Origin of the sequence: Gardnerella sp. DNF00983, assembly GCF_049244265.1 — a bacterium.
Classification (GTDB): domain Bacteria; phylum Actinomycetota; class Actinomycetes; order Actinomycetales; family Bifidobacteriaceae; genus Bifidobacterium; species Bifidobacterium vaginale_J.
This window is the reverse complement of the sequence record NZ_CP058392.1, coordinates 781,984-794,598: the sequence shown is the minus strand read 5'-3', so window position 1 is coordinate 794,598 and position 12,615 is coordinate 781,984. Positions and strand designations below refer to the sequence as shown.

Below are 12,615 nucleotides of genomic sequence, written 5' to 3'. Positions count from 1 at the left end.
AGTGAGGTTGCATTCTTAGGATGAGATTGCAGCTGTGTGATTTTTATAAGTTTTTTAAATTTGTTTATTTTATAAGAGGGAAAAATGAATAAGAGAACTGTGCTTGTATTGTCGACGACGATGATGAGTATTGCTACAGCTGCTTGCGCTTTTTGCGTTGCGCAGAGTGCGAGTGCTGCTGAGGTTTCCACTTCTACTATTTCGGGTGTTTCTACTGCAAAAGTCACTACCCCCCCCCCAATTGAAAATATTTCTTCTCAAGAAACCAATTCTTCTGAGACAAATAGAATAAAGTCTTCTGATCCTTCTGATAAAGATAATGTAAGGCCTGAAACGAATTCGAAACCAAATTCTAATACAAAAACTGAATCCAAGCTTGAAGCTAAGAGCGATGTAAAGTCTGATGCAAAGCTTGATGTCAAGTCTGATTCAAAGCTTGATACAAAGACTAATGTAAACACTGTCGTTAAGACTACTGCTAAATCTAATGTAGATTCTGCTGTAAATACTGATACAAAAGATGAATCAAATATTGATTCAAAGTCTAAAGTTAGTGAAAACTCAGTTTCACCAACGATTTTTAATCAAGCGCTTTTTGCTAGTGGTAAGCCAAATCCTAATCACCAACAACAGCAAGAAAAAACCGAGCTTAAAGTAAGTCTTTGCTGGGAAACCATGAACGACGATAACAAAAACGCGTTTGTTACAGAAAATAGCGATTTTGGCCAATTGAATTTTAAGAGTTGGGACTTTGGCTCTAAGCTAGACTCAAGTAGACAAGACGTAAAGGACGCGTTTAAGAAAATTCAGTTTCAGATAAAAGATATAACCGATAACAAGGTAGTAGCAACGACTGCTGGCACCTATGATCCTAAGACTGCCACATATGCAACAAAAAGCTTGGGTAGTTATGATTCAAGCCATACATACATAGTGTCAGTGGTAAACAGCACAGTTCCAAGCCCATATTACGTGACGTACAATAATGTTTCTACTAATGAAGGCGAAGCTTTTGATCCCGATGCCACATACTTTACTTGGACCCCATCTAAAGGGTCTGATAAAAAGTCTCAAAACAAGTATTTTCGTCTAAATGTATTGGAAATTGTTTATGCCAAAGATGAGAATGTAGCTAGTAAGTGTTTCTCGTATTCACAGCCTCAAAACGCTAATAAAGAGTATCAATCTGATGGCGATTGGCAGTTCAAATATAACAGTGACAATATTTTTGAGCGTATTCGAGTAAAAGATAATGCTATTCAATTCCCGACAACTAATCCTACAAAAGTGGGTTACAAGTTTGTTGGTTGGCAGTTCTATGTTGCGCAAAAGTCGAATGGTTATCCATACACGTCATATGATCGCATGGATGATGATGATAAAAAGATTATTAAGAGTACAACCGTTGCGTATTGGGATTTTGGTACTAAGCCATTTATTGATTATCCATATTTTTTTGCTGTAATTAGAGACAGCAAGGGCGTTAATACGTTTGGTAGTAAACTCGGTACACAGTATTGCTCTACAAATCACACTTTCGTTGTGTTCCCGAAGTGGATAAAAGAAGCTGGTCATACAGTTACTTTTATAAACGAGGGAAGTGAGTATGCGAAAGTAAAAGTGCAAGCTGGTGAGTCTATTAGTGCTCAGTCTATGCCTACTAAACCTTCGAAGTATGGGTATTCTTTCATGATGTGGAATACTTCTTCTGATGGTAAAGGCTCAGAGTTTCTTGCTGGCACTAAAGTAGATAGCGATATGACAGTTTATGCTATTTATGATTTGAATGCTGTTGTTTTAAATCAGGTTCCAATTCTTAAATTGCAAGATAAAACGATCACTGAAGGCGAGCAGCTTGATCTAAAGACACTTGTTGTGTCTGCTCAGGATCCTGAAGATGGGGATATAACCAGTAAAGTAAAGCTAACTGATGATGGTGGTTTTGATAATACTAAAGTTGGCTCCTATAAGATTACGTTTAGTGTGACGGATAATGGTGGCGCTACTGCAACAGCATCTGCCACAGTAACTGTGACTAAGAAGCCAACGCCACCGACCCCACCAGAGCCAGAGCCAACACCGGTTCCTGAGCCTGAGCCAGAGCAGGAACTTGAGCCATCGCCAGCTCCTGATCAACCTGATCAACCGGAGCAACCGAAACAGCAAAAACATCCTGAAGCTAAGCATTCTGCCAAGCATCTTCCTCAAACCGGCTCAACCACAACCACAATTTTCGCTTCCGCAATTGTCTCGCTTTTCGCTGGTCTTGCCGGTCTTGCTGAATCATTTGCTGCAACGCGCAAGCGCAGAAACTAGACTTTGTGCTGTGAATATTTTGCACAATTGTTAGTAATTTTCCCCTGTTGTGTTCATATCAGCAGGGGAAAATTCTTATTTATAGTGTTACTTGCTTGAAAACATGTATTGTGCGTACTGGCTAATGTCGTTGGGATTTATCATGTTAAATTTTGTTTTTATTTCGCTAAAATAATCACCAATAATGTTTTTGCTGATTATTTTATTTGATGATTCGTTTTCGTCCAGATCTCCTCGTGTTAGAACCCACGGTTTTTCAGTGTGTGTGAATCGTTCAAGTTCTTTACCGCTGTAGCAGCAAAGATTTTCAATAACACTATCGCATACTGCTTTTTCAGTAGCAGATAGTGTAGTTGTTAGTTCTGCTGTAAGTCTCGTGAGGTCACTTTTTTGAGCGTGTTTATAATCAGCTAATTTTTCTGATGATTTAATTCCTGATATTTCTGTTGTCGGCGAATCGATTGGTGTAAAAGTGTAGTCTTTATAGCGCAAATAGACGTCTTTATACACAGGTCCATGAACCCATGCTTGACAATCATCGGTAAATAAGAACGATTTATAGAATGCAAAGTAAAAACCTTGTATGTAGTACAATGATTTTTGCAAAGCAAGGGGAGTAATGTCTTCGCATTTTACGAGCAAGTATTGTATTACATCGTTTATTTTGTTGCTTGAATTTGTGTTAATAGAGTCGTTATTGCTTGAAGAATTGTTGGACTTAAGCAATAGTTTTTGAGTTGCCTTGTAGCTTTTTTCGTAGCTAAGTGAGGATTTCAGATTATTCTTATTGCTGATTAATAATTGCAAGTAATATTCCGGATCGTTATAAATGTGTTGCAAAATGTCAGAATACTGTTTTGAGGGGATGTCTCCGTCTGCAAACCTAGAAAATGTTTGCTCGCCCCAACCAAGTAGCAGCGAAAGTGGACGTTTACCTATTGAGTATTTAGCAGGGATTTTCTTGATTTCGTCAAGTGGAATAATATTGTTTTCTTTACGATACACGTCATACAATGCTCGAAGATTTGCGTCAATAATTTCGGGTACATATACGGCAGAACCGCATTCTTTGCAGTGTGCTTCTGTGCCAGTGTAGGAATATTGTTTTCCTTTAATAGATGCAGTCATTGGAATGGATTTTGTTGAGTACTCAACTTCATCCCTGCACTCTTCGCAAAATGTTTTATTATCTTTCATTATGAGCCTTTTATTGAAAATTAGCAGATTTATTATTTTTTTTTGAGTTGTTTATTAGATTATTTAAATAAATAATCTATCTGTTTATTTGCTTTATGAAATGAAATAACAACTGTTCTATTTTGCTGAGAAATAGTAATGATATTAAACTTCGTGTAAATGTTTACCATCTCACATTTACCTACATGTGATAGTTTTACTCGTGGCGCGAATACGTAAAGCGTTTCATACTCATAGCCTCTTTTTTTGTTTTTTAACGAATGACAAAAATCTTCTACTTCAATGTTGAGAAGTATATTTTTCTGAATATTTGATCGTATGTTGTATTCTCGAATGAAGTTTATGTTTTCTTGACGATTTTCGTTTAATGAGATGGTAAAGCGGTCATTTTTTATGCAGTCTTTTATCTTTGCAAGTATTGCTGAAATTTCTTCTTTTGTGTAATTCTGATTATAGTTCTTGTTCATATACCACCTCCATAATTATGATACAAAAAATAAGAGTTTTTATCAAGAAAAATGCATCTATTGATGCATAAATAATTGCACATTCGTTCTAAAATAAAATTCATTAGACTTATTAATGTATTGGCTTGTTTTTATGCTTTAGATGATATGCAAAAATGTAAATTGGAAACTTTTATTTAGTCTAGATAAGTCGTTGAACTCATTTAGTTACTTACAGTATTGCTTATACTGTTGGATATTGTATCATTTTTATTGTTGCTGATTTTGTCTTTCCTGGTAACAGATATTTGCAGTAGGAGGGTTGTATGCCTGATTTAGATGCTATTTCTGATCTATCTACAACAGATTGTGACCTTTGCAAGAAATATCATATTCCTAATGCTGATACGCTTGCTGCGTTTGAAGAAGCTGAACAACTTAAATCTAATCCTAATGTGAAAACATACAGTTCATTTGATGAGTTTTTGAAAGATCTTGACGATGATTGATAATAAACAAGCGAGCTTTGACAAAGATAAGCTTGATTTTGCAATATTTTGTATTGAAAATGTTGCTAAGAAGCTTAATCAAAACCCTCGTGATACGTATGATGCTTTGACTAAGAAAAGTAATATTCTTATGTCTTATATTGTTCCGTCATATGATGTTTTGCATACTCAAGGAAAAGAGTATATTACAAACGATATTATTTCTTTCATGCGAGAAAAAGGTGTGGAAGTATGATTGTTTATCATGGTTCTTTTATGCCTGTTGAATTTCCGGACATATTGCATTCGCGTAAAGATGTTGATTTCGGTGCAGGTTTTTACACTACTTCAATACGCAGTCAGGCTGATAATTGGGCGAAGAAATTTATTCGCAAGGGCAAAGATGCTTTTGTTTCTTCTTATGATTTTTATGAGGATGCGCTTAATAAATTATCTGTGCTTAAGTTTGATTCATATTCTGAAGAATGGCTTAATTTCATACTTAATGCTCGTTCCGGGAATGACTCAAGTAGTTTTGACGTGGTAATTGGCGGTGTTGCGAACGATAAAGTTTATAACACTCTTGAATTGTTTTTTGATAATCTTATTACTAAAGCTGAAGCTTTGGGTAGGCTAAAGTATGAAAAGCCTAATAACCAAATTTGTTTTAGAAGTCAAAAAGCTATTGATTTGTGTCTTACATACGTAAAAAGCGAGTGTGTAAGTGGCAAGTTTTTAGGGGAGTGATGGATTTTGAAGGCGAATCCTGTTTTGTTGCAAAAGAAGTATGCGAGAGTTGTAAGTCTTTTAGCTGAGCGTGCTGGGTTGAGCTATGAGCAGGCGCTTGACGTGTTTTATCATTCAGTTACTTACGATTTAATGCGCAACGGTATTTCGGATATGCATTGCATGAGTGACGGATATTTGGTGCAAGATTTGCTTGACGAGATACATGAATCTAAAGATTATGATAATTCATGTCCTGAAGTAATTTCGGATGCGAGCTTGAAAAGCGTTCAATAATTGTTGATAACGCTTACGACTTCGATTGTTCCAAAATCGATACATGATTTTGTTATAATTTTGCACCCTTACAATACCGCTTTTTGCTAAAGCCTTAGGAAAAGCATGGGGTATTATTTTTCGTTTTTTCATAAAAAAGCCAGCCTTTTGATAGATGCGAATAGTATTCTCAACTAATATCTATCGAGGGCTGGCTCAAAAAACGCTATTTTTTGAATATTTTTTTTTATTTAATTTGTTGTGGCATAACCAACAATTAGAATACGACGATTGCTTACTGATTGGTCATGGTTTACTCTATAGTGAAGTCTTAGATTAAAGTCATAAGTAGAATCCTTATGTTTCTTATCTTTCGTGGCGGCAATATGATGTATAGGAGCTTCGCATGTAATGCTATCATTGTCAGTGTTTTGAATATTATATTTGCACTTAATCTGACCGGTTATTTGACGGACAGGAATCCTTAAATACCAATGCACGTATTTTGTTAATCCTTCATCGACAAACTTTTTAGCATCTTTTTTAGTAGCCGCTTCGTCTGTTGTTGCACGACTACTAAAAGTATCTAGTATTTCGGCTATATGATAGTCGTCTTTAAGCCAGTTATCGAATATTTCGTTTAGGCCGCTTTTATTAAAGATATTATTCATATCTTTATGATTAAGAGCGTCTTTCTTATAAAAATCATCCCAGCCGCCGTAAATAGGGTTTAAAAGACGCTGATAATCGTCATAAATCGTGCCAGCTACATAATCTTGAGTCAAATACGCGTTTTTACTAGGGAATGTAGCTTTTAAGCTTTCATCGAAGGCTAATTTTGCTCGTTTTAGAGCATCAGCCTTATTGTCAGCGGTCATTTCGTTACGTGGCTTAAAATAATATGGTTGAATGTCAATTTTGCCGTTAGTTCGGTAAAAATCAGCCAATTCGCGAGCTTTATTGTTTTTCTCGTCAGCTTTCTTTTTTGACATGTTTTGTGTAGATGCGTTGCGTTGAGCATTGCTAAATTGCGGCTTATTAGAGGCTTGATACCACCAAATCAGACCGCCCAGCAAGGCTAGCAGGATCACACCAATAATGCAGCCTGCAATAATGCGAGTATTGCGTGTTTTAGCGGATTTATCCGCGCCTTCTACGATTTGCGTAGTATCATAGTCTGCACTGTCTTCAGTAGTGCCAGCAAGCATTTTATCCAAATCTTCTGCCTGCTTATTGTTAGGTAGGTTGTTATTTTCCATATTTGTGTCCTTCTGCTCAAATTAACGCGATGTTCTAGTTATATGTCACGTGTATTGTCTCTCGCATATAAACGATTCAATAATATTGGGGGGGGGGGTATTATTTGAGCGCTTTTATCATCTGGTATTTGTAAATGCGCTTTTTGTAGCCGCTTACCCTATAAATGGTTGGCAGTGATTAGTAAGAATCATAAGATGAAATATTTGGGGTCATAAGTCTTACAACTTATAACCCCATAAAAGAAAAAAGAAGAACCCGACGCATCAGATTCTTCCAGGTTTAGTCCGAAGACGTCCACCGCAATTCAATTACAATGCTATCATACAAGTAAAATTGTGCAACGAATTTTACTATTTTTTCATAAAACACTTAAGTAATTTCATATTAGACTTATGCTGAGTTCCAAGTATCTTACTACATATGTTCACAGGCAGCTTTTTTCTCAAACGTTCTGTTTCGCTATCATACTGTTCAACAAAATCCTTACGCATTTTCTCAGGTGCGCCCATTTTACTAAGAAAATAAGTAATAATAGTAACATAAGCATCCATGTATTTAAAATCAATATTATCAATTTTCATTTCAGTTTTAAGAAGTATTGATAACCTATTATCTACTTTTCCAGTTTTAAATCGAGTATCAAAAATAACATTATTATGAGCTATAGCATTCCTCAAATCCTTAATAGCATAAATAAGAAATCTCGTAATCATGCCATCTGAATCTAAATTAGTCGGCAAACTCATAATAGTTGAAACACATTTTTTAACCTTAATGTTCGCACACTCATACAACATTCCAAATTCGCCTAAAGTTAAAGTCTCAAATATTGCCCACACCGGTATAGATTTATCATTATCAAAAAAATGTGCAACAACGCTTCTTTTACTGTAATCTCTTATTAGTGCTGAATTTATTCTGCCCTTAAGATTCATTCTTCTAATATAAGCATTTTTATATGCGCTAGAACCTGATTTATGCGATTTGTAAGCCGTTAACGACTTATTGTAAATATCATCGAAATTTTCAGACTTACAATCATTTAATAACGCTTCTATCACGTAGCTTTTCAACGCATTTTCAATGAACATAACAGCAGGATATAAAATCGTTTTTAATCTCATGTCAAAATCATTTAATGCAACGACCTCATCGAAAGAAGAGAACCTGATACGATTAGCATCTTCGCGCACAAACCTATACCCCTTGAAGCCATGATAATAACCAATATTGCGCAAAGATTGCAATTGTGATTTTGGATCAATATCAATGTGATGCGTATTCTTTAAGTATTCCATCAACTCATAAATTGTTAGCATAAATCCCCTCCTTCTAACACTACTAGAAATCATACATCAAGAGACTGGTATTACGGTTGGTCGTTTTGTAAGCAGATTTCTTACTATGTGTTTTGATTACTTTTATGCATGTGCGTTTGCTTCGAACTTGCCTAACTCGAGCGTGAAAGTGTTTGCGTGCGCGATTAAGTGTAAGTTTTCATAATTTTGTATATACATTATATTGAATTATGGTATATTAGTTTGTGTGGTTGCATTCTTAGGATGAGATTGCAGCTGTGTGGTTTTTATTTTGTAAGTTTTTTTAAATTTGTTTATTTTACGAGGGAAAAATGAATAAGAGAACTGTGCTTGTATTGTCGACGACGATGATGAGTATTGCTACAGCTGCTTGCGCTTTTTGCGTTGCACAGAGTGCGAATGCTGCCGAAAATGTTACAAGTGCGGCTGATGCTGTTGTGAATGCTAACTCTAATGTTGCGAATCCGGGATTTTCTGACGGGGGGGGGGTATCCTTTCGCTAAAAATCCTGATAAAGCAAAGGATGATGCTAACTTTCAGAATGTTGATACTTCGAAAAATAATATAAATTCTAATAATGCTAATATTCATAAGAATGATGCTGTAAATAATAATGTCAAAGATAATAGTTCTGCAAACGATTCGGCTGATGTAAAGAAAAGCAAAGTAGCTGTATACAAGTCAGCTAAATCTACAAAAGAAGTATCAGAAGATAAAAAAGCAAACGGCGATGAAGAAGACAAAGATGTCAAAGGTGCAACTGGTTCTGTAAACGAAAATCCTGCAGCAAAAGATGATAAAGCGGCAGCAGACTCTACAAATAATGACGATAAGAAAAGCGAAGTTAAGCCTAATAAAGAAGGCATATACGATTTTAGTAATGATAAGGATGTAACAAATCCGTTCCCTAATGTAATTACACCGGCTGAAGTAAAAGAGCTGCAGGATAAAACGAAATCTGTTAGACCTCTGTCTTTTATTCAAAAGATTTTTTATACGGCTTATGGAAAGAAGTTTTCTGTAGAGAATGGTCAAGCATCTGGTGATACTAAAAGTATTGATGGATTTATTAATACGTATAGTGGCAGGCTTGGAAGAATTGATATTTTCATATTTTTACCGCGTGTTGATAAAGAAAGTGTATATACCGGTGATGGTCAATTTTATTCATATAGATCATCCCGTGAGCTAAAAAATCCAGATGGATCAGTAAATCTTGACCTTAATAAAGCTCCTGACGGTAAGATTCCATACAAGCTTGAGGTAAATGGGAAGCTTGTTGGATCCAATTTGGCTGATAAGACGAATATTAAAGTTTATATGAGAAAAAACCAAACGTTTATCCATGTTGTTATGGAGGGCAACAACGCTAATGAAGCTATTTTGGGTTATGAAGGATTTAATCATGAAGACTCATCTGGAGCTTTCGGATATATTGCTTTTATACCAGAATGTGGCGCGCAATTCCATTTTGTTGATGATTTGCAATATCGCAAAGTAGCAAACATTGAAGGGAATGGTGAACTTTCTCAACGCAGTTCTGGTGAAACTGATAGGTTCTCTACTAAACCGTTTACCAAGTTGGATTTATCTGACTTGTCTGAGATTAAAAATATTGCCGGAGTGAGGTTTGGTAATAATCAGGTTGTCAGAAATATGTATACGCCTCTCCTAAGCTACGAAGGAGATCCCAAGAAAGATTCTATTAAGCGCCCAACTATGGAAGAGCTTAAAAATACTAATATCCCTGGTTATATTTATTACAGTAATGATATTGATACTCCTAAAGGGGGAGAATTTACTGCGGATAATACAGGTGATTTTGGCAACTACGATTATGGTATTGTTCGAGATACGGATGATAATCAAGTAACAACAAAGCATTATTATGTGACTTTTAGAGTAATTCCTACGCAGCTGGTTGTGAAATATAAGAAAATTGATGGAACGTTTGAATCAGGTGCAACGTATGGGCTTTTAAATTCTAAGAATGCTCAAATTGGTGATCAATTTGCTGCTGCAAGTGGTGATATTGTTGCAAGTAGTAAAGATGATTTAGTTGCAATGATGAAGTCTCAAGATACTCATTTCATACAGAGCTCTACTGGTTCTTTGCCTACTGGTTATTTATCTAAGGGTGTCGTGTATTTGCTGCCAGGACATTATACTGTAAAACCAAATGTTAAAGCGCCAGATGGGTATGAGTGGGTTGTTGAATCAACAAATCAGTCTTCTAATAGCAGTGCAGATATTAATATTGGACTTCAAACTGGTGATGTTGCGGTTCAGGAATCTGTTACTTTTGTGTTGAAAAAGAAACCAACGCCGCCAATTCCTGAGACTGAGTCTGAACCAATGCCAACTCCAATTCCTGAGACTGAGCCTGAACCAGAAGCAGAACCTGAGTTTGCTCCAGCTCCTGCTCAACCGGAGCAACCAGAAGCTGAGCGAGTTGTTAAGCATCTTCCACAAACTGGCTCAACCATAACACCAGTTCTCGCTTCCGCAATTGCCTCGCTTTTCGCAGGTCTAGCCTTAACAAAACGTAGGCATAACAAGTAGATTAGTTAAGTTTTGCATTTAACTTTGTTATTGTTTAATGAGTCTTGTGAAAATCAAACAAACATGACATAAAGAATCATGATTTGCATAAAAATCGTGGTTCTCGCGAAAACTACGAGAACCACGAAAAAACAGTAGAACAATTATTTAGCACGATTTTGCAGCAAGCCGACTAAATTGCCAAATACTGCAGCTAAAAGCACTAATTAAAGGTTTTTATAATATCAAACAATGACCAGTTAATAGGTTCTTCAAGCTTGTAGTAAACGTTGCTGTCATCCGGAGCTGGCGCGAAAGGCACTGTCTTGCTCTTTTTCGTCGGAACAAACGGGCTAGTTGGATAATCGGGTCCAGTAACTCCATCAGGAATAGCTACTTGTGTTTTATCGTACAGCTTTGAATCCCTTCGCATAATGAATGGTCGGCTAAAATCAGGCTTATTTTTGCCTTTGCCTTTAAAGTATCCGCTTTTTTCAAGTTCATCAAATTTTGTATTTACAGGAACAAGCACAAAGAAATCATGCATTTTGTAAGTTAATCCTGTATTAGCATCTTTGGAAGAACCAGTGTACATTCCTTGATCATCAAATTCTTCAGGGTTGTCTTCTGCGTTTATATCTTTACCATGCACACAAACTCGCGAACCTGTCGATGGTGGGAATATATTGTTTCCGCAAGATGGCAAATCTAACCCTTTGTAGAATTCTACTGCGCCAGTATCGCCGGAAAGCAAATGATTTTTCATCATGTCATACGCAGGTAATTTTTTATCGTACAGAATAAGTCCCGATGTATCTTGCGAATAGTTATTCATACTAAGATAATTTTCATCACTTATCATCATAGGTGACGTTCCATCATGCATTAAATCGCCAATGCGTGTTCCTAATACAACTGTAGATTCACCTTCAACAAACGATGGTGCTTCATTGAAGTACAGACAATCGCCGCCTTTCTTGCACCAAACTCCTGCAATTGGTGAAAGGCCTTTTGTTACGCGAACATCAGCATTTTCCATTCCGCCCAAATGCTCTTTTTTAGTTAATACTTCTTTTGTTTTACTTGCATCAACACCGTAATACACTGTAATGTCGCCAGTGTTCATGGCATACAAGTCGCCTAAATTAGGGTAGGAGCCTGTAATCTTGCCAACGAAATCTTTCGAAGAGAATCTTGGTTCTAATTTATAGTTAGTTATGCCAGCTTTCTTAAGCATATTCTTTGCAGTATTCGTATCTTTTCCTAATATGTCTGCAGGCACAACTTTCCCATAGTCTTCACTAGCAATAGGGGTAGCAACAGCAATATGCATATTGTCACCTTCGTAAGCAGGAACAAAAGCATGTCCAGGAGTTGGGTAAGTTGCTACAACAGTACCAGGCTTTGAAGTTGCAGGAACTTTATGAACTTCTACTTTTAAGCCCATTTCTTTTACTTCGTCAGTAATTTCGTTTACAGTCTTTCCCATAACGTTTTTTGGCATACCTGGACCAAGAGATTCCACAACTGTTATTTTTGTGGAATTTTTAACCTTACTACCTGGCTTAATGCCCTTTAATGAAACAAAGGAACCTTTTTTGCGTTTATTAAGTTCCCTAACAATTTGTACTTTAAAACCTTTCGAGCGTAAATTCGTTGCAGCAGCTTGAGCATTTGTATCTTTAATTGCTGGCACTGTGACCATACCTGAATTTGGCTGTACTTGCGTTATGTAATAAATTGTTCCAGCGGTCGCAACTATAGCTAGAACGATTATTGCGCAAATAATTGATATGAATGCACCTTTTTTCTTATGATTTTTATTATCTTCATTAGTTTCTTCTTGCAACTCTTGCACGTGTGTCTGTTGCTCTACTTGATTTATTTCTTGTTCGTTAGCTTGCTCATTGACTTGTTCTTTAGCTTGCTCCTCAGATTGCTTTGTGTAATTTTCGTTAGGAGTACCGCATTGTTCGCAAAACTTTGCGTCGTCTAACATGCTACTGCCGCAATTAGTGCAAAATAACATATTTTCCCTTTCTCTTT

General features: G+C 36.4%; 12 protein-coding genes. 7 read left to right on the top strand and 5 right to left on the bottom strand.

Features of this window, described 5'->3' with window-relative positions; translation table 11 throughout:
• Positions 1 to 84 precede the first annotated feature (84 nt).
• On the top strand, positions 85 to 2,316 hold the full coding sequence (locus HXT34_RS02995) for an InlB B-repeat-containing protein (protein WP_421784349.1): 2,232 nt from the start codon (positions 85 to 87) through the stop codon (positions 2,314 to 2,316).
• A gap of 87 nt (positions 2,317 to 2,403) precedes the next feature.
• Here the strand turns inward: HXT34_RS02995 and HXT34_RS02990 are convergent, their stop codons facing one another.
• Together HXT34_RS02990 and HXT34_RS02985 are read right to left on the bottom strand one after the other, a co-directional pair.
• On the bottom strand, positions 2,404 to 3,513 hold the full coding sequence (locus HXT34_RS02990; protein WP_421784348.1) for a type II TA system antitoxin MqsA family protein: 1,110 nt from the start codon (positions 3,511 to 3,513) through the stop codon (positions 2,404 to 2,406).
• Between the two features lie 59 nt (positions 3,514 to 3,572).
• Positions 3,573 to 3,980, bottom strand: a complete 408-nt coding sequence (locus tag HXT34_RS02985) for a hypothetical protein (protein WP_421784347.1) — start codon at positions 3,978 to 3,980, stop codon at positions 3,573 to 3,575.
• Positions 3,981 to 4,285: 305 nt separating this feature from the next.
• On the opposite strand from HXT34_RS02985, the gene HXT34_RS02980 reads away from it, so the two are divergent.
• Genes HXT34_RS02980 through HXT34_RS02965 form a run of 4 tightly spaced genes read left to right on the top strand, consistent with a single transcriptional unit; the run spans position 4,286 to position 5,470 of the window.
• The gene (locus HXT34_RS02980) at positions 4,286 to 4,468 is read left to right on the top strand and encodes a hypothetical protein (protein WP_421784346.1); all 183 of its coding nucleotides are present in this window, start codon (positions 4,286 to 4,288) and stop codon (positions 4,466 to 4,468) included.
• The gene (locus tag HXT34_RS02975; protein ID WP_419399290.1) at positions 4,461 to 4,703 is read left to right on the top strand and encodes a DUF3791 domain-containing protein; all 243 of its coding nucleotides are present in this window, start codon (positions 4,461 to 4,463) and stop codon (positions 4,701 to 4,703) included. The genes HXT34_RS02980 and HXT34_RS02975 overlap by 8 nt, the downstream gene beginning before the upstream one ends.
• Entirely contained in the window at positions 4,700 to 5,194 is a 495-nt protein-coding gene (locus tag HXT34_RS02970; protein WP_415683000.1) for a DUF3990 domain-containing protein, read from the top strand. The genes HXT34_RS02975 and HXT34_RS02970 overlap by 4 nt, the downstream gene beginning before the upstream one ends.
• A 6-nt stretch (positions 5,195 to 5,200) precedes the next feature.
• Positions 5,201 to 5,470 carry a DUF3791 domain-containing protein gene (locus HXT34_RS02965; protein WP_415683001.1) on the top strand — a complete coding sequence of 90 codons (270 nt, stop codon included), beginning with the start codon at positions 5,201 to 5,203 and terminating at the stop codon, positions 5,468 to 5,470.
• Between the two features lie 230 nt (positions 5,471 to 5,700).
• Here HXT34_RS02965 and HXT34_RS02960 read toward each other — a convergent pair whose 3' ends face one another.
• On the bottom strand, positions 5,701 to 6,708 hold the full coding sequence (locus HXT34_RS02960; RefSeq protein ID WP_421784345.1) for a hypothetical protein: 1,008 nt from the start codon (positions 6,706 to 6,708) through the stop codon (positions 5,701 to 5,703).
• Between the two features lie 351 nt (positions 6,709 to 7,059).
• Positions 7,060 to 8,028, bottom strand: coding sequence for an Abi family protein (locus HXT34_RS02955; RefSeq protein WP_415683003.1), 969 nt, complete (start codon positions 8,026 to 8,028; stop codon positions 7,060 to 7,062).
• A gap of 311 nt (positions 8,029 to 8,339) precedes the next feature.
• Between HXT34_RS02955 and HXT34_RS02950 the strand changes: the two genes are divergently transcribed.
• Both HXT34_RS02950 and HXT34_RS02945 read left to right on the top strand, forming a co-directional pair.
• The gene (locus tag HXT34_RS02950; protein ID WP_415683004.1) at positions 8,340 to 8,531 is read left to right on the top strand and encodes a primosome assembly protein PriA; all 192 of its coding nucleotides are present in this window, start codon (positions 8,340 to 8,342) and stop codon (positions 8,529 to 8,531) included.
• A complete protein-coding gene (locus tag HXT34_RS02945; protein ID WP_421784344.1) occupies positions 8,482 to 10,590 on the top strand; it encodes an LPXTG cell wall anchor domain-containing protein in 2,109 nt (702 codons plus the stop codon). The genes HXT34_RS02950 and HXT34_RS02945 overlap by 50 nt, the downstream gene beginning before the upstream one ends.
• A gap of 202 nt (positions 10,591 to 10,792) precedes the next feature.
• On the opposite strand, the gene HXT34_RS02940 is transcribed toward HXT34_RS02945, so the two are convergent.
• Complete coding sequence (locus HXT34_RS02940) at positions 10,793 to 12,598, bottom strand: PASTA domain-containing protein (protein WP_415689700.1); 1,806 nt, start codon at positions 12,596 to 12,598, stop codon at positions 10,793 to 10,795.
• Positions 12,599 to 12,615: the final 17 nt, after the last annotated feature.